Raw genomic sequence first — 20,155 nt, forward strand, 5'->3', positions numbered from 1 at the left:
ATCAGATCACCGTCCCACCGTCGACCGGCAGCACTTGTCCGGTGATGTAGGCTGCGGCACCCGAGGCCAAGAACACGAACGACGGCGCGATCTCGTCGGGATAGGCCCAGCGGCCCAGCGGGATTCGCGCGAGTGTTTTGGCGGCGAGCTTTTCGTTGCCGCGGATGTTCTCGGTCATCGCCGTGGCGGCCAGCGGTGCGATCGCGTTCACGGTGATCGCCCGGCGGGCCAGTTCGCGGGCCAGCGATTTGGTGAGCCCGATGATCGCGGCCTTGGCGGCGCCGTAGTTGGCCTGACCGATGGTCCCGGTCAGCCCGGCGGCGGACGTGACGTTGATGATGCGGCCGGTGCCGTCGTCGGGCAGATGGTCGAGCGCAGCCTGGCTGCAGTGGTAGCTGCCCATCAGGTGCGTATCGAGGACCTTGCGGAACTTCACCTCGTCCAGCTGCGGGAACATCGCCGGGGCGATCACTCCGGCATTGTTCACCAGGATGTGCAGTGTTCCGTCGCCCAACCGGGCGGCAGCCGCGGCAGCGTCGCGGGCGTTGCCGGGATCACAGACGTCCAGCGCGAACGGCTCGGCGGTCCCGCCCGCGGCGGTGATACCCGCGGCCACCGCGGCAGCAGCGTCCTTGTCGATATCGGTCACGAGCACCGCGGCACCCGCCGCGGCGAAGGCCGCGGCGACGGCGGCGCCGACTCCGCCGCCCGCACCGGTCACCAGCGCGGTCCGGCCGTCCAGGGCGAACGCCCGGATTCCGGCGGGTTCTGATTTTTCGGTCATCAGTAGCTCCTGGGGAGGCCGAGGACGTGGGAGCCGAGGAAGTTCAAGACCATTTCCTGGCTGATCGGTGCGATCCGGGTCAGGCGGGCTTCACGGAAGTAGCGGGAGACGTTGTACTCCTCGGAGTAGCCCATCCCACCGTGGGTCTGCAGGGCACGGTCGGCGGCCTCGAAACCGGCGTCGGCGCACAGGTACTTCGCGGTGTTCGCCTCCCGTGCGCAGGGTAGGCCGTTGTCGTAGAGCCAGGTCGCCTTCCGCAACATGAGCTCGGCCGCGTCGAGACGGGCCAGCGAGTCCGCGAGCGGGAACTGGATGCCCTGATTCTTGCCGATGGGACGCCCGAAGACCTCGCGATCATTGCCGTAGCGCACCCCGGCGCGCAACGCGGCGCGGCCGATACCCAGCGCCTCGGCGGCGACCAGCATCCGTTCGGGATTGAGTCCGTCGAGAATATAGGTGAAACCCTTGCCCTCTTCGCCGACTCGATCCTCTACCGGGATCTCCAGGTTGTCGATGAACAGCTCATTGGAGGTCACCGCGTTACGTCCCATCTTCTCGATGGGCCGGATCTCGACTTTGCTGCGGTCGAGGTCGGTGAGGAACAGGGTCATCCCATCGGTCTTGCGCGGGGACTCGTCGAATTTCTGGGTGCGGGTCAGCAGCAGGATCTTCTCCGACTCCTGCGCCTTGGAGATCCAGACTTTGCGTCCGTTGACCACGTAGGTGTCGCCCTCGCGGCGAGCGAAGGTGGTGATCCGGGTGGTGTCCAGCCCCGCGCCGGGTTCGGTGACGCCGAAACAGACATGCAGATCGCCGTTGACGATGCGCGGCAGGGTGCGCTGCTTGAGTTCCTCGCTGCCGTGCACGATGACCGGATGCATGCCGAAGATCGACAGATGCATGGAGCTGGCGCCGTTCATACCTGCGCCGGAGGCGGCGACCTGCTCGAGCAGGATCGAGGCTTCGGTGATGCCGTAGCCGTGGCCGCCGTACTCCTCGGGGGTGGTGATGCCCAGCCAGCCACCCGCGGCGAACGCGTTGTAGAACTCTGTCGGGAACTCGTGCGCGGCGTCCTTCTCGGCCCAGTACCGGTCGTCGAACTTCGCCGCCAGTTCGGCGACCGTGTCACGGATCGTGACCTGGTCCTCTGTCAGTTCGAAATCCACCTGACGCTCTCCATCTCTTCGATGCGGTAACTATAACAATGGACTGACCAAAAGAAAAAACTGTCAAACCGCCGCAACCGGGGTGGTGAGTAGATCCGCGGCTATCCGCTCGTTCCACGCGCCCGGCGCTCCGAAGAGGGCCCTGTCCAGCTTCGCGCGCTTGTAGAACAGGTGCAGGTCGTGCTCCCACGTATAGCCGATCGCACCGTGCACGGTCAGTGCCGAATCAGCGAGCTCGGCCACCGGCCCGGTCACCTGAGCCTTGGCCACGGCCGCGATGGTCGCCGCCTCGTCGTGCTCGAAGTCGACCGCGGCCGCGGCGTACAACGCCGTGGAGTAGGAAGCCTCGACGGTGACCAGCATCCGCGCCGCTGCGTGCTTGACGGCCTGAAAGGCGCCGATGAACTGCCCGAACTGCTTGCGCTGCTTGCTGTATCCGACCGCGAGGTCGAGCATGCGCTCGGCGCTGCCCAACGCGTCCGCGGCAACCAGCACCGCCGCCACCGTGGCGACACGAGACAGCGCGTCACTTCCCGGCGCGATCTCGGCTACGCGGGCGTCGGTGAACTCGACGGTGGCCGCGGAGCGCCCGCGATCGAGCAGATTCTCGGGGGTGATCACCGCCTCCGAGGCACGCACCCTGGCGATACCGCGCCCGTCGGGGCCGTCGACCGGTACGAGCAGGACCGTGGCATCGGCTGCCCCGATGACATGCGGTACGACGCCGCTCAGCCGTGCGCCGTCGGTGGGCAGAAACGTCGAACCCGGCACTCGATCGCCCCGGGTCGCGACAGCGAAGCGCTGATCACCGGCCAGTTGGGCAGCCAGATCCCCCTCGCTCAGCAGTGGTGCGGCCAGCGCGGCGGCCAGCCAGGACGAATCGGGGGCCGCGGCGCGGCCGAACTCGCGCGCGGCCAGCGCCAGCTCCAGCACGCCGCCGCCCTCACCACCGGCTTCCTCCGGGTATCCGACACCCCACCAGCCCTCCCCGATCAAAGCAGTGGTGAACTTGTCGGCCGCGCCGGATGTTCGCAATTCGCGCACGACCTCGACCGGGAACTTCGCCCCGAGCCACTCGCGTAGCGACGAGGCGAACAGTTCTTGTTCCTCCGATAATTCCCAGTGCATTCTCGCTCCTCAGCTCGCCGCCGTGCCGTGCACAACATCTCGGATGGTCTGGACGGCCTCCGGATTCTCCGCACTCGACAGATCGCCCGGGTCGGTGCCGATGGCGGCGGCCCGTACCGCTCGCCGCAGGATCTTCGCCGACCGAGTCTTGGGCAGCGCTTGCACCGGCCAGACTTCGGCGGGGGCGAACGGCTTCCCGACTCCGGTCGCCACCATCCGGCGCAGCTCGTCGGACACGCCCGCGGTCTCGGCACCCGCGCGGGGCACCCAGAAAACCCACACCGTCTCACCCTTTTTCGGGTCGGGCACGCCGACCGCGGCGGCTTCGGCTACCGCCGGATGGGTCGTGAGCACCGACTCCACTTCCGCGGGCGCCAGTCGCTTACCGGCGATATTCATCACGTCGTCGGACCGTCCGAGGATGTACCATTGCCCGTCGCCGTCGACCAGGGCGAAATCGCCGTGACACCAGAGACCGTCGAAGGTGGACCAGTAGGACTCGAGGTAGCGCTCGCGATCCCGCCATACCCCGCGAGTCATCGCCGGCCACGGCTGGCGGCAGACCAGTTCGCCTATCGCACCACGTATCGGTGCGCCGGTATCGTCGACGACGTCGACGTCCATTCCGAGCGACGGACCTCCCAGCGAGCAGCTCGGGATGGGCTCCACCGGGTACGGCGCCAGGAAGGAGCCACCGACCTCGGTCCCACCGGAGAAGTTGATGACCGGCACCCGGCCACTGAAAACATCGCGTGCCAGCCAGTCGTAGGAGACGGGATCCCACGGCTCTCCAGTGGAGCCCAGCACCCGGACCGAGGAGAGATCTCGCGTCGCAATCTCATCGAGCGGGGTTGCCTTGAGCGCCCGGACCAAGGTCGGCGAGACACCGAGCATGGTGATCTTGTGCCGCTGCACCAGGTCCCACAATCGGTTGGCGTCGGGCACATCCGGTGAACCTTCGTAGAGTGCCAGGGTCGCCCCGTTGGCATGCGTACCGAATGCCGCGAGCGGGCCCATGACCCAGCCCATATCGGTGATCCAGCAGAAGGTGTCACCGCGAGAGATATCGAAGGAATACGCCACCTCGGTAGCGACCTTGACGGTGAACCCGGCGTGCGTGTGCACGGCCCCCTTGGGCTTGCCGGTCGTCCCGGAGGTGTAGCCGAGCATGAGTGTCTGCATGGCCGGTAAGGGCCGGAACTCGTACGGATCCCGATCGCAGCCCACCAGCGCATCCCAAGCCGTCACCGTGACGTTGACTCCGCTGAGCTCTTCTATACCCTCGCCGATGTTGTCGACTGTGACGACCGTGCGCACCGACGGGCACCGCGGCAGCGCCGTGGCGAGCTCCCCCGCCATCGGTACCGTGCGGCCCCGGCGGATCGTGCCGTCGGCGACCACGACTGCCTTCACGTCCGCATCGGCGAGGCGGGCAGCTATGGCAGGGGCGGCGAACCCGGAGAACAGCGGCACCAGGATCGCGCCGAGGCCGACCGCTGCATAGCAGGCCACCACAGCTTCCGGGATCATCGGCAAGTAGATCGCGACAGCGTCGCCTTCGCCGATTCCGAGCTCGGTCAAGCCTGCGGCGACTCGGCCCACTTGATCGGCCAATTCGCCATAGGTGAGGGTCCGGACTGTGCCGTCCTCGGCCTCGTGGACGATCGCCGGCCGGTCCGCGTCGTCGGCGAGCCAGCGGGTGAGGCAGGCATCCACGGCGTTGAAGGCGCCGCCGACGAACCACTCCGGAAACTCGATTCCCGCAGTCAGGTCGAGGACCTGCTCGTACGGCGTCGCGAACGGGATCCCCAGGTCTTCGACAGCCGCGTTCCAGTACCAGGAGACGTCGGCAGTCGAGCGTCGGCGCAGTTCCTCGATCGAGTCGATACCGTGTCTACGAGCCAGCCGCATCACGTTCGCTTCCGCGATCCGCTCCGCAGTTGGATTCCAGACATAGGTGCTCATCACGCCACCCTTTCTCAGCTCCGGGGCATTCCGAGCACGCGCTCGGCAGCGATATTGCGTTGAATGAAGGTCGAGCCGCCGGCGATGGCGGTGCCGCGCGCCTGGTAGGCCAGCCGCAGCCACCGCTGCTGGTCGGCGTCGGCACTCTCGCCGTTCTCCGCGAGGCCGAACTGTCCGCCGAATTCACCGAGTTCCAACCCGAAGTCTGCGATCTCCTCGACCAGCGGGCAGAAATAGAGCTTGCCGATGGAGGTGACCGGACCCGGAGGTTCGCCCGACGCAGCGCCGGTGACCACCCGTTGTCCGATCAGATAGTGCGTGAGCGCCCTGCCGTACAGATCGGCGATCCGCTGACGGATCTCGGGATTCGCGGCCAACGGACGGCCCTCGTCGTCGCGGCCGCGCTCGATCTGCGCGATCAGATCACCCACCGCGCGGGTGGTGTTCACGCGACCGGTCGCGATCCCGACTCGCTCGAAGGCCAGCGTGCCCATAGCGACCTGCCAGCCGCCGTCCACTTCGCCGACGACCGCCGAATCGGGGACGAAGACGTCGTCGAGGAAAACCTCGTTGAACTCGGCTTCGCCGAGCATATGGGCCAGCGGCCGCACCGAGATGCCCGGTGCGGACATGGGCAGCAGGAAGTAGGTGATACCCCGGTGCCGCTCACCGCCGCCGGTCCGTGCGAGCAGGATGGCGTTATCGGCGATCTGCGCGCGCGAGGTCCAGATCTTCTGACCCTGAATCCGCCACCCGCCGTCCACCTTGCTCGCCTTCGTGCGCAGCGAGGCCAGGTCCGAACCGGATTCCGGCTCGGAGAACAGCTGGCACCAGATCTCGGCGCCCGCGAGGATCGGCTGCAGGTAGCGCTGCTTCTGCTCGTCGCTGCCGAACGCCACGATGGTGGGGCCGGCGAAGTCCTCGCCGATGATGTTCAGTCGCTCCGGGGCGCCGGCCCGATCCATCTCCTCGGTGAAGACGGCTTTGATCTTGGCGTCGGCCCCCGCACCGCCGTACTCGACAGGCCACGACAGCCCGGCCAATCCGGCGTCGAACAGCTTGCGCTGCCAGGTTTCCCAGTACGCGCGCTTGTCCTCCAGCAGCGCCGGTTCCGCTCCCGGCAGCGCGGGCAGCGTCTCGGCCAGCCACACGCGCACGCGCGCCCGGAACCGCTCTTCCTCCGGCGAATCGCTCAGGTCCATCTGCACCTCCACATCGTTACGGACCAACGTTACAATAGGTCAGACCAAATGACTAGGAGGTACCGATGCCGAGCCCCTCTATACGCGAGGCGCCGCCGGGAGCCGTCGTCGACCGCGTGTCGTTCGAGGTGGAGGCGGGCAAGGTGCGCGAGTTCGCACACGCCACGCGAGCGACCGACGCGGTCCACACCGATCCGCAGGCGGCCGCGGCAGCCGGATTTGCGCGTATGCCCGCGACGCCGACCCATGTGGTCGTCGCCGGGCACCACCGCGATCAGCAACAATTCGTCCGCGACCTCGGGCTGGCCATCGAACGCGTGGTGGTGGGCTCGGTCAAGTGGGAATACCACCGTCCCCTCGTAGCGGGCGATCGGCTCACCGGAACACGCCGGGTCGTCGCCGACACCACAAAAGAGGGAAAACGCGGCGGCACCATGCGGCTGGTGACACTCGAGACGTCCTGGGTGGACGACTCAGGTGAGACCGCCGTTACTCAGCGCGAGGTCCTGATCGAAAGGGGCCGGCGATGACGCGTCCACCGCTGCCACTGTCCGCGGGACAGAATCTGGGTACCCGCACCATCGGCCCGATCACCCGGACCGACATCATCCGGTTCGCCGGTGCCGGGGGCGATTTCAACCCACTGCACCACGATCCGGAGTACGCGCTCCGCGCCGGACTCCCGGGGGTGATCTCGATGGGGCAGATGCAGGCCGGCATGCTCGCCGCGTGGCTGACCGATGTGGTGCATGTCGAGCATCTGCTCACCTATGCCGTGCGGTTCGCCTCGCCACTCGCGGTCGGTGAAGCACTCGAGTTGACCGGGCGCGTGGAATCCGTGCTCGGCGATATCGCCGAGACGACACTGACGGCGAGTGTCGCCGACCGAGTGGTGGTGAGCGCTACCGCGCGCGTCCGGATCTCCCCGACGACGTAGCCGGCCGCGGTGCCGGCCCACCCGGCCGGCACCGCGCTACGGCCGCAACACGATCTTCCCGAACGCTTCGCCGGCCTCGATCAGCCGATGCGCCTCGGCCGCTTCGTCGAGAGGGAAGACGCGGGCGATGGGCGGCGGGGGCACCTCGCCGTCCGCGACCAGGCCGAGCAACCCGCGAAAGTCCGCGGGCCCGCCCATCGTGGTGCCCAGCAGGCTGTACTGGCCGAAGAAGAATGCTCGAACGTCCATGTCGGCCCGCTCGGCGACGTTGGCGCCCAACACCACCAGCCGCCCGCCGGGTCGCAGCGCACGCAACGACCGGTCCCACAGACCCACCGGATCGAGCACGACATCGAAACCGGTACCGCCGGAGGACCGTTCCCTGATCTGTTCGGGCCAGTCCGGCGCGGTGTGCAGCACACCCCCGGCAGCTCCGGCCGCGCGGGCCCGGTCGAGCTTGTCCGGCGTGGACGCGGTGACGAACACCTGGGCACCTACGGCGCGGCCCAGCGCCAGTGCCATGGTGGCGACGCCGCCTCCCGCGCCGATGATCAGCAACGATTCACCGGCACCGAGGCCGGCCCGGCTCACCAGCGCGCGATAGGTGGTGACACCGACGAGAGGCAGGGCCGCAGCCTCTTCCCAGGAGTAAACGGCGGGCTTGGGTGCCAAGCACTCCTCCGGCACGCTCACATAGTGCGCGTAGGTACCGGGAATCCGATCCCCCAGGATTTCGAACCCGGAAGCCGGGGCATCGGTCCGGTCGCCCCAGAACAGCGAAGGCAGGATCACCACCTCCGTGCCGGTATCGGTGCGGATCCCGGCACCGTCCGCACCGGGGACATGAGGAAGCGGCGAACGGTAACGCCCGCGCCGGACCAGTACGTCGTGCCAGTTGAGCGCCGCGGCTCGCAGCTCGACGGTGACCCAGCCGGGACGGTCTTGCGGGTCGGCGATATGGCGCGGTACCAGGCATTGCGGATCGCCGAAGGCGTCCAGCACCACCGCCTTCATCGAGGCTCCCCTTGCACCACCACGGTCGCGACCGCGCAGGGTTTGTTCGACGAGTTCACAGCCGTCACCTGTACCACGGCCAGCGTGCGGCCGCGGTGCAGGACCCGGGTTTGGAATGTCGTCGTGCCGCCGGCGTCGGCGGGCCGGACATAAACGATGTCGATGCTGGTGGTCCGCGCTCTTCCGGCCGCCCCGAGGGCGGACATCGCGGCGAACTCAGCGCCGGCGCACAGGATACCGCCGTGCACGTTGCCCATACCGTTGGCAGCGAACGCGGTGGACGGGAGTTCCAGTACATCGGGCGCCACCGCGCGGAACCCCAGTACCTCCCGTAGCGGCATATCGGCGGGCGGGCCGGCGGCCGGTGCCCCCGCGCCGGCAGGCGGGCTGTCCACCGGCACGAGATGCGAACGCTGCACCACGAGCGCGAGGACACGCCCCCGGTCGTCGGTCACTGTGCCGCGTGTCGTGCCGCCGCGATCATCACGTGCGACGAGCTCGCCGGTCACCGTCATCGGCGGGCCGTGCAGCGGCGGATCGGCGAGGAAATCGACCCGGATGCCGAGGCTCACCGGCCAGCCGCCCGCCGGTGCGGCCGCGGCGACCAGGTAGCCGGTCACGTCGTCGAGAGGTACCCCGAGGGCGGCGCGGCTGCAACCGGCCTCGACGTCGCGCAGCCACGGGCCGGATTCCACGATCAGTTGCGCCCGCTGCGACGCCAGGGTGACGGGAGTTACCCGGACCAGGGCCTCCGGTCCTCCGAGAGCAAGTTGTGGGGTCGAGATCGGCATCACGGTCGGTGCGCGCCCGACGCAGTCGGCTGATTCAGCTCTGCCGCGATTTGCCTACGCAGAAGATGTTTCTGAATTTTGCCTGTCGCGGTCATCGGCAGTTCCTCGACGGCCACAACCCGCTCGGGAGTCTTCTGAATCGCCACTCCCCGTTCGACGAGATAGCCGCGTAGTTCCTCGACGGTGGGGGCCCGGTGGCCTTCCCTGGCCACGACGTAGCAACAAACCTTCTCCCCGAGCCGCTCGTCGGGCATACCCACCACGGCGAGGGCCGATAGATCCGGGTGGTCGGCGAGCTTGTCCTCGACTTCGCGGACACTGATGTTCATCCCGCCCCGGATCACGATGTCCTTGGTACGACCCGTGACACGGACATACCCGTCGGCGTCCATCACACCGAGATCACCCGATCGTGAGTACCCCTGCGGGGTGAACAGTTCCGCGGTCTCCGCGGGCCGGTTCAGGTATTCGATCATGTGCGACGGGCCGCGGTAGGCGATATCGCCCTCGGTTCCGCGCGGCACCTCGAGGCCGTCGTCACCGACGATCTTCACCTCGGCGCCCGGCAGCGCCGCGCCGTCGGATTTGATTGCTCGCTCCGGGGCGTCGGCGACGGTGCAGGTGGTGGTGGACAGATTCTCACTGCGGCCGTACAGCGACAACACACTCGCGGTCGGCAACGCCGCTTTGGCGTGCTCGACCACGGTGGCCGGGATCGGGGAGCCGGCGCAGGTCCAGACCCGTAGCGAGGAGAGATCCGCCCCGGGTCGCTCCTCGGCGGCGGCCAGCAGGGTCTGCAGGAAGGTTGTCGCCGTCACTGCCGCGGTGCAGCCGTACTGTTCGATCTCGGCCAGAGCCCGGACCGGACTCCACTCCGCCATGATGTGGGTCGCCGCACCGGCCAGCAGCGGGACCAATACGCTCGTCACCAGCCCGGTGGTGTGGGTGATCGGCGAAGGACCGAACTGCACGTCGGACTCGGTGTGCCCGAAGGCCACCGTCAGCGCGCGCGCCCCGGCGGCATAGGTGTTGAAGGTGTGTACACACCCCTTGGGGCGGGATGTGGTGCCGGAGGTGTACACGATGACGAACGGGTCGTCCGGATGCGCCCGGAAGCCCAATTCGGCATCGACCTGCTCCGGATCCACGCCGGCGACCATGAGGTCTTCCAGCACCTCGATCCCGCGCTCGGCGTATGCCATTTTCCGGTCTCGCGGCGCACGCACCGCCACGATGGACTGCAGAGTCGGTGCGTCACGGCGGATTTCTTCGAGCATGCCGACATAGTCGAAGCCCTTGAACTCGGCCGGCGCGATGGCCATTCGCACCCCGGCATCGGCCACCACATGCGACACCTCGTCCTTGCGGTAGATCGGCATCACCGGGACCATCACCACACCGATCCGGGCCAGTGCCGCCGCGAGCAGCACGAAAGCCGCCCAGTTGGGCAACTGCACGGCAACGCGATCCCCTGGGCGTAGCCCGTGCCGGTACAGACCGAGAGCGAGTCGCTGCGAGGACTCGTAGAGCCCGTCGAAAGTCAGCGCATAGGTTCCATCGGTGACGAAGACCTTGCCCGGGTTCGACTCGGCTCGTGACCGAAGCAGTTCGGTGAAATTCTCGTCCGCCCACTGCGCGCTCGCGTAGAACTCCTCGATCTGCGCCGGGGTGTACCGGCCGAGGTCTGGCTCGCTGGTCATGGTGCCGTCCTCCATTGCATATGTCACACACACTCAGTCTGAAGATTAGAATGGTTAGACCTAATAGCGCAACAGGCTCCCTTCACAGAAAGCACTACGCAGCCGCCCCGGCATCCGAATCGCACCAGGTTCACCCGAACGAGGGATTCCGCGGATCATGCGAGTGATCCTTATTGGTCGTACCAAATTAACCATTGCCATCTGATTATATTTTGGCATGCTGAGAGTGACGCCGTTCACAGAATGAGGAGCGAGATGACGTCCATCGACTACCGCGAGTTGTACATCGACGGAGGCTGGCGAACGCCTGCCACCGGCACCACCATCACCGTGCACTCCCCCACCACCGAACAGCCGATCGGCAGCGTGCCGGCGGCCGCGCCGCAGGACATCGACCGGGCGGTCGGCGCCGCGCGGGCGGCTTTCGACGATCCGCGGGGCTGGTCGACCTGGCATCCGAAGGAGCGCGCAGAGGCACTCGAGCGTTTCGCGACCGAACTCGAATCACGGTCGGCCGAGACCGCGCTCCGGGTCTCCCTGCAGAACGGAATGCCGATCTGGCTGGCCGAACAGTTCGAGGGCGGGTTCCCCGCAGTCCTGCTGCGATACTTCGCTCAGCTGATGATCGACACACCCGAGGTAGACGAGCGCGCGGGAATGCTGGGAGGTACCGCGCGCATCACCCGCCATCCCATCGGAGTGGTCGGCGCGGTCGTACCGTGGAATGTCCCCCAGGCCATCTCGTTCCTGAAGCTGGCGCCCGCGTTGGCCGCGGGCTGCACCGTCGTGCTGAAGCCGGCGGAGGAAACGGTGCTCGACGCCTTCCTGATGGCCGAGGCCGCCGAAGCCGCGGGCCTGCCCGCCGGCGTCCTGAATGTAGTGCCCGGCGGCCGCGACATCGGCGCGTACCTGGTGGAACATCCCGGAGTCGACAAGGTGTCGTTCACCGGATCCACGGCTGCCGGGCGCAAAATAGCCGAGACGTGTGGACGACTGCTGCGTCCGGTCACCCTCGAGCTGGGAGGTAAATCGGCGGCTATCCTGCTCGACGATGTAGATCTCGACGCGTCGCTGGAGTCGCTGTTCGGGGTCACATTCCTCAACAACGGCCAGATCTGCTGGCTCAACACCCGGGTGCTCGCCCCACGTTCGCGTTACGAGCAGGTGGTCGACGCCCTGACCGACCTGGCTCGGTCGCTGAAAATCGGCGACCCACTCGATCCCGCGACCAAGATCGGCCCATTGGTCTCGGCTCGGCAGCGGGAACGGGTGGAGAGCTACATCGCCCAGGGCCGGCGCGAAGGCGCCCGGTTGACCACCGGCGGCCGCCGTCCGGCCGGTTTCGACTCCGGTTACTTCATGGAGCCGACCATCTTCGCCGACCTGGACAATTCGGCGACCGTCGCACGCGAGGAAATCTTCGGTCCGGTGCTCAGCGTGATCCCGTTCACCGATGAGGACGAGGCCATCGCCATCGCCAACGACAGCGACTACGGCCTCGGCGGTTCGGTGTGGTCGTCGGATGTGGAGCGCGCCGCGAATCTCGCGGCGCGGGTGCAATCGGGCACCATCGGGGTCAACCACTACACGAACGACCCCGTCGCGCCGTTCGGCGGCATCAAGAGCAGTGGTATGGGCCGCGAGCTCGGCCCTGAGGGCCTGCACACCTTCCAGCACATCCGGACGGTGTACCTGCCACCCGCCGTCTGACCGGCGGCGCACACCCGACTGATATTGTGTCTTACATCACGTCCCTGAGCATTGTGGAGAACGTCGAGCCAATGAAGGTGATCGAACCGAAGCCGGACGACTTCGCCGTCCGGGCGATGCGGCGGTTTCTCTCCCAGCTCCGAACGGCCGGAGGCGAGGCGCTCGGCGCTGTCGCATGCCGCGAGGCATGCGAAGCGCTGGGCTTCACCAAGGCGATGTTCTCTCGGGTGAGTGGTGCGTCGTGGACCCCGGAGCATGTCTACATGGCACCGGATCTGCAAGATTGTTTCCACGAACTCCGTCGTGCCGTCGACGGCACTCCCGTGCCGTTGCTGCGGGCACCGCGCGAGGCCGATCTGGTCCGGTTCCGGCGCCCGTACCTGCTCGGTCGGCGCGCTTACCATCGTGGGGCGTACCGGCCGCTCATCGACCTGTCCGATCCCGTCGCGTATGCCGCGGCGCCGATCATCGCCAACGGACGCACCGTGGCGATTCTTCATGTCGACCGCAACCGTGAAGTGGTCACCGACGAGGATCTGCGGCTGCTGGCCATGGCCGCTCGGGTATCCGGGCTGGTGATCGCCACCGAGGAGAACCTGGGGTATCTGGCCCGGCGACGGAGCACGCTGGCGGGGCTGGTCGAGCAGCTCGTCGACGCCGATACGGGCGACGCCACCATGTTCCGCCGCGGCCGGCCCGAGCAGTCGCCCCCTGGACTCGGGGTCGCGCTGACCGCCACCGATCCGTTGACCGACCGCGAAGAAGATGTACTGCGACTGATGGCAGCCGGCGCGACCAACCGGCAGATCGCCACCCAGCTGTTCATCTCCGACGGCACCGTCAAAGCTCATGTGCGCCAAATTTTCCGCAAGCTCGCTGTGGAATCTCGCGCGCAGGCCGCCGCCTACTACCGGCACGGCCGGGCGGGCACGACGATACGACCGTGAGTGCCGATCGAAATCATCGCGGGCAGGTCGACCGAGCAGTCGCGACCGTTACGCAGGCCACCGATCGCGATATGCTCGCCGCGGCGCTGTGCGCGGCCAGCGCAGCGGTCACCGGCGCCGATTCGGTGCTACTCGCCGAAGTCACCGGCATGCTGCTACACGAGATCGCCCGTCACGATCGGACCGGCTCCGCGCCGCCCGGACTTCGAGCCGAGGAGATCACGCTCCCGCTTCCTCCCGCGCATGAGGACCGCGGCATGGTGCGGCACGAGATCGGCTTCGCTGTACCCGCGAGCCGGCGCGCCATCACCGTGCTGGAGATCGAGCAGGCCGCTACCCGTACCGTCCTACTTGTAGAAGGCACGGTCGGCGACGAGGACCACGCTGCCGTACTGCTGCTGATCGACCTTGCTGTCGCGACCGCCGAACGACTCGACAGCGAGGAACGTCTGCGTGCCCAGCAGCTGCGGCTGCGCACGCTGAGCGAGGAGATCCGCGGACTGCACTCGGCAGGCGCCGATCCAGCCCTCCCGCACAGTGATCGGGCTGCCGAGTTCGCCGCCGCGGCGGCACTGCTCACCGATCGCGAGCGCGACATACTCGAGAACATTCTGCAGGGCGCGTCCAACGCGGCCATCGCCCAGACTCACACGTTATCGATCGAGACCGTGAAGACCCACGTCAAACACATTCTGCGGAAGATGGGAGCCGTCAACCGGGCCGAACTCATCGCCCGGTCCGGTTGACACACATCGCTAGACCGACGAATCGACCACCTCGACGTGCACCTCGTCCTGCTCCCCCACGATCAGCTGGCAGGACAGCCGCGAATTCGACTGCGATCCATCGAGAAATTCCACGAGCTCGGATTCCTCGGCCGACGGGGGATCGAAGAGATCGGACGAGGAATCGGGCAGATAGACGTGGCACGTCGCGCACGAACAGCTGCCGCCGCATTCGGCGACGATACCGGGAAGGTTATTCCTGACCGAACCATCCATCACGCTCTGACCTGCGGGAACCTCAACGGCCTTCGTAGTGCCGTCGGGGAGGTGGTAAACGACTCGTGCCATGATCTCTCCTCGTCTGTGTCTCGAGGCTGCGCTGCCTCGCCTCATCGTGGGGCAGCGGCGAAGCCCGGATCATCACCACGGGGATATATTCGGCAGCCCGCCGGAGGGAGCCGGTGGAGTGGTCTCGACAATTCCCTCTCGAAGGCACCGAGATACCCCGTCGGGGTGATGAGAGTCACGTGATCCAGGGCACACACTGATCGAGTTCCAGCCCTGCGAAAGCGCGAGATAGGACTTTCGAATGACCTCCTCCACGCAATCCCCAGCCGACCTGCGTATCCCCGACGATGTGGCCGCGCAGGTCGTTCTGCCCGAAGGGCACCGCGACGATGCGCGTCTGTTCGAGGCATATCGGTGGCTGCGTGAGAACAACCCCCTCGGGCTTGCCGAGGTCGAGGGATACGACCCGATCTACCTCGTGAGCAAGCACGCGGACATCATGGAGATCGAGCGGCAGCCGGAGATTTTCACCAGCGCCGGCGGCGAGGAGAAGGGCGCCTTCAACCCGATCCTGGCCAACCAGGCCGGTGACACATTCACCCGATCGATAAACAACGGCAGCCTCCGCATCCTGGAGACGCTGACCTACCTCGATCCCCCCGAGCACACGGTCATCAAAGATATCGCCGCCGACTGGTTCCGGCCGAACAACCTGAAGCAGTGGGAGGACACGATCCGGACCCTGGCGCGCGAATCGGTCAACCGCCTGCTCACCGGCGACGGGAAGATCGACTTCGTCAAGGACTTCGCGCTGCACTACCCGTTGCACGTCATCATGAGTCTGTTCGGTGTCCCCGAATCCGACGAAGCGCGGATGATGACGCTGACCCAGGAATTCTTCGGTACCGCCGACCCGGACGCCGCTCGCGACGATGTCGAGCCCCTCACCCCGGATGCCGCCGCCAAGCAGTGGGTGGCGACCATCCAGGACTTCTTCGCCTATTTCGACAATCTGCTGATGGATCGTCGGGCGAACCCGACCGGCGACCTCGCCTCCATCATCTCCGAGGCCAGGGACGAGCACGGCGAGTACTTCGCCAAGGAAGTCGCCTACGGCTACTTCATCGCGATCGCCACCGCCGGTCACGACACCACCTCCTCCACCCTCGCCGGCGGTATTCATGCGATCTCGCAGAGCCCCGGGCTGCTCGAGCGCCTGCAGGGTGATCTGTCCTTGGTGCCGAACCTGGTGAACGAGTCGCTGCGCTGGGCTTCCCCGGTCAAGCACTTCATGCGCACCGCACTGCAGCCCTATGAGCTGCGCGGTCGCGCGATCCAGCCGGGTGATCGGTTCATGCTGCTCTATCAGTCCGGCAACCGGGACACCGATATCTTCGACCGCCCGGATGTTTTCGATATCGACCGCAGGCCCAACAAACACATCGCGTTCGGCTACGGGCCACATATGTGCATCGGCCAGCACCTGGCCAAGATCGAGCTGCGCATCATGTTCGAAACGCTGCTCCCCCATCTGAAAGCAGTCCATCTCACCGGCGATACCAAGTTCATCCAGACCAACTTCGTGGGTGGGCTGAAGAACATGCCCGTCGAGCTGGAGTTCAACGGTCGATGAGCGGTACCGACGATTCGATCGTCATCGTCGGTACCGGACACGGCGGAGCAGCGCTCGCGGCGCTGCTCCGGCAGTCCGGCTACACCGGTAGCGTCGTCATGGTGGGCGCCGAACGGCACCACCCCTACCATCGACCTCCGCTGTCGAAGAAATTCGCCGGGCCCGAGGTCTACCGGATGCTTCGCCCGGCCGAGTTCTATCCCGACAATGACATCGACCTGCGCCGTGGTGTCCAGGTGACCGCTGTCGACCGCGTCGCCGGGCGTATTCAGCTCTCCGACGAATCGACCCTGAGTTACCGGGCCCTCGTCCTCGCCACCGGTTCGACACCCCGCGCGCTGCCGGTACCCGGCGCCGACGCCGCGGGTGTGCAGGCATTACGCACCCTCGACGACGCCATGGAACTCGGCAGGGCACTGGAACGCGGCGACCGGCTGGCCATCATCGGTGGCGGATACGTGGGGATGGAGGTCGCCGCCGTCGCCCGATCCGCGGGTATCGCAGTCACAGTGATCGAGCGTGAGCGGCGCGTACTGGCCCGGGTCGCGAGCGCGGAACTGTCCCGGCGCCTGTCCGACTCACACCGCGAGCGGGGCACCGAGATCAGAACCGGCGCCGACGTGGCAGCGGTACGCACCGAAGCAGGCCGCGCCCGCGGTGTCGAACTCGCCGACGGTACCGTGGTCGCCGCAGATACCGTGCTGGTCGGAATCGGCGCCGTTCCCTCCGACGAGCTCGCGCATCACGCCGGGCTGGCGTGTGACAGCGGCGTGCTCGTCGACGAGTGGGGCCGCACCACCGATCCGGCGATATTCGCGATCGGCGATGTGGCACGCCGCCCGATCCCCGGGATGAACGGCCTCGTCCGGCTGGAATCCATCCCGAACGTGACCGAACAGGCCCGGCAGATCACCGCGGCACTCCTCGGCTCCGACCACCCGGGCCACGAAGTGCCGTGGTTCTGGTCCGATCAGTTCGACCTCAAACTGAAGATCGCCGGACTGGTCACGCCCGGATGCCGGGTCGTTGCTCGCGAGGGACGCGAGCCAGGCTCGTTCGCCCTGTTCCATCTGTCCGGTTCGGACACCGTAGTGGCGGTCGAAACCGCCAACGCCCCCGGCGACTTCGTCGCCGGCAAGAAGTTCGTCGCCGAGCACAGGAAAGTCGATCCTGCCGCTCTGGCCGACTCGGAGGTGTCGCTGCGCGACGTCGCAGCCGACTCGGCGCTCGGCGTCTAGACCCTCGTCGACGAAAAAATATCCAGGAGAATCCATGCAAGCACAGGCAGCGTTGCTCACCGAACCGGGCAGCGAATTCACCCTCACGCAGATCGATATCGACGGTCCGCGAGCCGGCGAGGTCCTCGTCCGGATCGAGGCGGTCGGCATCTGCCATACCGATCTCGCCGCCCGCGACGGAGTGCTGCCCCTCGAGTTCCCGGGCGTCGCAGGTCACGAGGGTGCCGGGACGGTGCTTGCGGTCGGCGACGGCGTGACCGCGGTGGCGCCCGGGGACAAGGTCGGTATCACTTTCAACAGCTGTGGCGACTGCGCCACCTGCACCACCGGCCGCCAGTCCTACTGCGAGAACTTCATCCAGCTGAATTACGGCGGCACTCGCGCCGACGGCAGCCGGCCGCTGAGCCGGGACGGGGAGCCGATCGGAGGCATGTTCTTCGGACAATCGTCGTTCGCACGCGTGGCACTGGCCAACGAACGCAACGTCGTGAAGGTCGATGACGAGATTCCCTTCGCGTTGCTGGCTCCCCTGGGCTGCGGAGTGCAGACCGGCGTGGGTGCCGTCACGCGATCGCTGAAAGCCGAGAAAGGTTCCGCGATCGCGATCGCCGGCGGCGGGTCGGTCGGGCTGTCCGCGGCGATCGGCGCCGTGGTCCAGGGGTGCGCGACCATCATCGTCGTCGAACCCAACGCCGCACGCCGAGACCTCGCGCTCGAACTCGGCGCCACCCATGTCGTCGACCCTGCCGCGGGCGAGCTCACCGAGCAGGTCCGCGCGATCGTTCCCGCGGGCGTCGACTATGTCGTCGATACCACCGGGATCCCGGCGGTGATCGAGTCTCTGATCGGCGCCACTCGGGTCCGGGGCACAGTGGGCCTGATCGGAGTCCCCGCCGACCCTGCCGGGGCCGTGAACCTGAACATCATCGCCACCCTTACGCTCGGGCTGACAGTCACCGGCATCATCGAGGGCGACAGTGTGCCGGACGAATTCATCCCCGAGCTGGTGGCGCTCTATCGCGCGGGGCGGCTGCCGTTGGACAAGCTGGTGACGACCTTCGATTTCGCGAACATCAACGATGCCGTCGCCGCGCAGCACGCCGGAACCGTGGTGAAGCCGGTGCTCGTCTTCGATCAGTCCGCCTGATCTCGCCCCTGTTCGCTGCTCGGCCCTGCGGCGCCCACTCGGGCCGCAGGGCCGACCTGCATCCGGAGAATCGCGTGAAGGCGACGGCCTCTCTCGAAAGAGGCAATCGGACAGCCCGTCTCCGTGCTGTACCTGAAACCGGCTCGCGTGCGGTTCACGAGAATCAGGCGCGACATCGGCGGCAACGCCGATTGGACTGTTACAGCTCGAGCATCCCGGCCAGCGCCAGCACCCGCTCGGCCTGCTTCAGATGAGGCAGGTCGAGCATTTTGCCGTCCAGCGCCACCGCTCCCGCGCCCTCGGCGAAAACATCGACCACCCGTTTCGCGAACTCCACCTCGTCGGCGGACGGAGTGAAGGCGGCGTTGATGATGTCGACTTGCGCCGGATGGATGGCGATTCGCCCACTGAAGCCCTCGGCCCGCGCTCGGCGTGATGATTCCGCCAGCCCGGCACCGTCACGGATATCGACATACAGTGTCTCCACGGCTTCCACCTGCGCGGCCCGCGCCGCCATCAATGTCAGCGAGCGCACCAGCTGATAGGTGGTCGTCCACTCTCCACCGGGCCCGGTGTTCCCCGAGGCCCCCAACGCCGCACTGAGATCTTCCGCTCCCCAGGTCAGGCCATAGAGACGGCCGAGCTGCGCGGCGGCGAACTCACCGAGCCGGAAAGGCGCTACGGGCGTTTCGGTGGCGACGGGCAGCAGCCGGATACTGCCGGCATCCAGGCCGTGGGCCGTTTCGAGAACTTCGAGGTAATTGTGCACACGCAGCACATCCGCCGGTCCGTCGATCTTCGGTATGACGATTCCCGCCGGCCCGGCCGATACGACGGTTGCCAGATCCGCCAAGGCGTGCTCGCCACCGAGCGGGTTCATCCGCACCCACAGCTGAGGCGTCCGGGCAGTTCGGTCCCGATCAGCGATGAACTCCGAGACCATCTGTCGCGCTGCTGGTTTGCGCGCCTCACTCACGGCATCCTCGAGGTCGAGGATGATGGCGTCCGCGGCCGAGTCCGCGACCTTGGCGAGTTTCTTCTCGCTGTCGCCCGGCACGAACAGGAACGAGCGGATCGGCGCCTTCACTGCGGCCGCTTCCGTTGCAGCCCGGCGCGTTTACACGAGGCGACCAGCTCGTCGTGTTGATTGTAGGCGCGGTGCAGGAAGACGACGATTCCCTGGTCCGGACGCGATTTCGACTCGCGCAGTTCCAGCACCTCGGTCTCCACGTGAATCGTATCGCCGTGGAACAACGGGGCGGGAAAGCGGACCTCGTCCCAGCCCAGATTCGCCACCGCGGTCCCGAGCGTGGTGTCACCCACCGAAATTCCCACCATCAGACCCAGCGTGAACGCGCTGTTGACCACCCGGCGGCCGAACTCGGTGCCCTTCATGTACTCCTCGTCGAGATGGAGCAGCGCCGGGTTGTGCGTCATCGCGGTAAAGAGCACATTGTCGGTCTCGGTGACCGTGCGCCGGATCGGATGCTCGAACTTCTGCCCCACTGTCAACTCGTCGAACCACACACCAGCCAAATCCTTCACCTTCCCTCAGATATGGCTGAATGGTAAGACCATATAAGGGCGGCGTCAACGACCGACCTACGAGGCCCTTCGCGGCGGCACCCGTCCACCGCGACAATCCCTCGAAAGAGGGACAGCTGTGGCCCACCTCACCATGCGTTCTTTCCGGAGCCGGCCACCGAGCTCGTCGAAGCCTTCCGAGAAGCCCGGCGTGGTGTGACCACGGCATCGTCGAGAAGACCGGCAACCGGTCGAG

19 protein-coding genes are annotated in these 20,155 nt (G+C 66.9%); 8 read left to right on the forward strand and 11 right to left on the reverse strand.

Annotation, left to right across the window (positions count from 1 at the left end):
• Position 1: 1 nt before the first annotated feature.
• The 5 genes from IEY68_RS16980 to IEY68_RS17000 form a co-directional block, all read right to left on the reverse strand.
• Positions 2-784 carry an SDR family NAD(P)-dependent oxidoreductase gene (locus IEY68_RS16980; RefSeq protein WP_058855999.1) on the reverse strand — a complete coding sequence of 261 codons (783 nt, stop codon included), beginning with the start codon at positions 782-784 and terminating at the stop codon, positions 2-4.
• Complete coding sequence (locus IEY68_RS16985) at positions 784-1,950, reverse strand: acyl-CoA dehydrogenase family protein (protein WP_062999810.1); 1,167 nt, start codon at positions 1,948-1,950, stop codon at positions 784-786. The genes IEY68_RS16980 and IEY68_RS16985 overlap by 1 nt, the downstream gene beginning before the upstream one ends.
• Positions 1,951-2,013: 63 nt before the next feature.
• The gene (locus IEY68_RS16990; protein ID WP_058856000.1) at positions 2,014-3,078 is read right to left on the reverse strand and encodes an acyl-CoA dehydrogenase family protein; all 1,065 of its coding nucleotides are present in this window, start codon (positions 3,076-3,078) and stop codon (positions 2,014-2,016) included.
• 9 nt (positions 3,079-3,087) lie between these two features.
• Positions 3,088-5,043 carry an AMP-binding protein gene (locus IEY68_RS16995; RefSeq protein ID WP_058856001.1) on the reverse strand — a complete coding sequence of 652 codons (1,956 nt, stop codon included), beginning with the start codon at positions 5,041-5,043 and terminating at the stop codon, positions 3,088-3,090.
• Positions 5,044-5,057: 14 nt separating this feature from the next.
• Positions 5,058-6,245 (reverse strand): acyl-CoA dehydrogenase family protein, encoded by a 1,188-nt coding sequence (locus IEY68_RS17000; protein ID WP_058856078.1) that lies wholly within the window; start codon positions 6,243-6,245, stop codon positions 5,058-5,060.
• A gap of 65 nt (positions 6,246-6,310) precedes the next feature.
• Here IEY68_RS17000 and IEY68_RS17005 point away from each other — a divergent pair, with 65 nt between their 5' ends.
• On the forward strand, positions 6,311-6,775 hold the full coding sequence (locus IEY68_RS17005; RefSeq protein WP_058856002.1) for an FAS1-like dehydratase domain-containing protein: 465 nt from the start codon (positions 6,311-6,313) through the stop codon (positions 6,773-6,775).
• Positions 6,772-7,182: a MaoC/PaaZ C-terminal domain-containing protein gene (locus tag IEY68_RS17010; protein ID WP_058856003.1), complete on the forward strand. Its 411-nt coding sequence runs from the start codon at positions 6,772-6,774 to the stop codon at positions 7,180-7,182. Before IEY68_RS17005 ends, IEY68_RS17010 begins: the two co-directional genes overlap by 4 nt.
• Before the next feature lie 36 nt (positions 7,183-7,218).
• On the opposite strand, the gene IEY68_RS17015 is transcribed toward IEY68_RS17010, so the two are convergent.
• From IEY68_RS17015 to IEY68_RS17025, 3 genes are read right to left on the reverse strand one after another with little or no spacing between them, the layout of a single operon-like run.
• The gene (locus IEY68_RS17015; RefSeq protein ID WP_058856004.1) at positions 7,219-8,196 is read right to left on the reverse strand and encodes a quinone oxidoreductase family protein; all 978 of its coding nucleotides are present in this window, start codon (positions 8,194-8,196) and stop codon (positions 7,219-7,221) included.
• The gene (locus IEY68_RS17020) at positions 8,193-8,987 is read right to left on the reverse strand and encodes a PaaI family thioesterase (RefSeq protein ID WP_062999812.1); all 795 of its coding nucleotides are present in this window, start codon (positions 8,985-8,987) and stop codon (positions 8,193-8,195) included. Before IEY68_RS17020 ends, IEY68_RS17015 begins: the two co-directional genes overlap by 4 nt.
• Positions 8,987-10,687 carry an AMP-binding protein gene (locus tag IEY68_RS17025; RefSeq protein ID WP_058856079.1) on the reverse strand — a complete coding sequence of 567 codons (1,701 nt, stop codon included), beginning with the start codon at positions 10,685-10,687 and terminating at the stop codon, positions 8,987-8,989. Before IEY68_RS17025 ends, IEY68_RS17020 begins: the two co-directional genes overlap by 1 nt.
• A 255-nt stretch (positions 10,688-10,942) precedes the next feature.
• Between IEY68_RS17025 and IEY68_RS17030 the strand changes: the two genes are divergently transcribed.
• The 3 genes from IEY68_RS17030 to IEY68_RS17040 all read left to right on the forward strand — a co-directional run bounded on the left by IEY68_RS17030 (position 10,943) and on the right by IEY68_RS17040 (position 14,090).
• Positions 10,943-12,397, forward strand: a complete 1,455-nt coding sequence (locus tag IEY68_RS17030) for an aldehyde dehydrogenase (protein ID WP_058856005.1) — start codon at positions 10,943-10,945, stop codon at positions 12,395-12,397.
• 71 nt (positions 12,398-12,468) lie between these two features.
• Positions 12,469-13,344 (forward strand): helix-turn-helix transcriptional regulator, encoded by an 876-nt coding sequence (locus IEY68_RS17035; RefSeq protein WP_156426304.1) that lies wholly within the window; start codon positions 12,469-12,471, stop codon positions 13,342-13,344.
• Positions 13,341-14,090: a helix-turn-helix transcriptional regulator gene (locus IEY68_RS17040; RefSeq protein ID WP_058856006.1), complete on the forward strand. Its 750-nt coding sequence runs from the start codon at positions 13,341-13,343 to the stop codon at positions 14,088-14,090. The genes IEY68_RS17035 and IEY68_RS17040 overlap by 4 nt, the downstream gene beginning before the upstream one ends.
• 9 nt (positions 14,091-14,099) lie before the next feature.
• On the opposite strand, the gene IEY68_RS17045 is transcribed toward IEY68_RS17040, so the two are convergent.
• Positions 14,100-14,417, reverse strand: a complete 318-nt coding sequence (locus IEY68_RS17045) for a 2Fe-2S iron-sulfur cluster-binding protein (protein WP_058856007.1) — start codon at positions 14,415-14,417, stop codon at positions 14,100-14,102.
• A gap of 241 nt (positions 14,418-14,658) precedes the next feature.
• Between IEY68_RS17045 and IEY68_RS17050 the strand changes: the two genes are divergently transcribed.
• Genes IEY68_RS17050 through IEY68_RS17060 form a run of 3 tightly spaced genes read left to right on the forward strand, consistent with a single transcriptional unit; the run spans position 14,659 to position 18,375 of the window.
• Positions 14,659-15,990, forward strand: coding sequence for a cytochrome P450 (locus tag IEY68_RS17050; RefSeq protein WP_058856008.1), 1,332 nt, complete (start codon positions 14,659-14,661; stop codon positions 15,988-15,990).
• The gene (locus IEY68_RS17055; RefSeq protein WP_058856009.1) at positions 15,987-17,228 is read left to right on the forward strand and encodes an NAD(P)/FAD-dependent oxidoreductase; all 1,242 of its coding nucleotides are present in this window, start codon (positions 15,987-15,989) and stop codon (positions 17,226-17,228) included. Before IEY68_RS17050 ends, IEY68_RS17055 begins: the two co-directional genes overlap by 4 nt.
• A gap of 34 nt (positions 17,229-17,262) precedes the next feature.
• Positions 17,263-18,375: an NAD(P)-dependent alcohol dehydrogenase gene (locus IEY68_RS17060; RefSeq protein ID WP_058856010.1), complete on the forward strand. Its 1,113-nt coding sequence runs from the start codon at positions 17,263-17,265 to the stop codon at positions 18,373-18,375.
• 199 nt (positions 18,376-18,574) lie between these two features.
• Here the strand turns inward: IEY68_RS17060 and IEY68_RS17065 are convergent, their stop codons facing one another.
• Together IEY68_RS17065 and IEY68_RS17070 are read right to left on the reverse strand one after the other, a co-directional pair.
• On the reverse strand, positions 18,575-19,462 hold the full coding sequence (locus tag IEY68_RS17065) for an HpcH/HpaI aldolase/citrate lyase family protein (RefSeq protein WP_058856011.1): 888 nt from the start codon (positions 19,460-19,462) through the stop codon (positions 18,575-18,577).
• Positions 19,459-19,911: a MaoC family dehydratase gene (locus IEY68_RS17070; protein WP_058856081.1), complete on the reverse strand. Its 453-nt coding sequence runs from the start codon at positions 19,909-19,911 to the stop codon at positions 19,459-19,461. The genes IEY68_RS17065 and IEY68_RS17070 overlap by 4 nt, the downstream gene beginning before the upstream one ends.
• Between the last annotated feature and the right edge of the window lie 244 nt (positions 19,912-20,155).

Origin of the sequence: Nocardia jinanensis (assembly GCF_014645735.1) — a bacterium.
In the GTDB taxonomy this organism is placed as follows: Bacteria; Actinomycetota; Actinomycetes; order Mycobacteriales; family Mycobacteriaceae; genus Nocardia; species Nocardia jinanensis.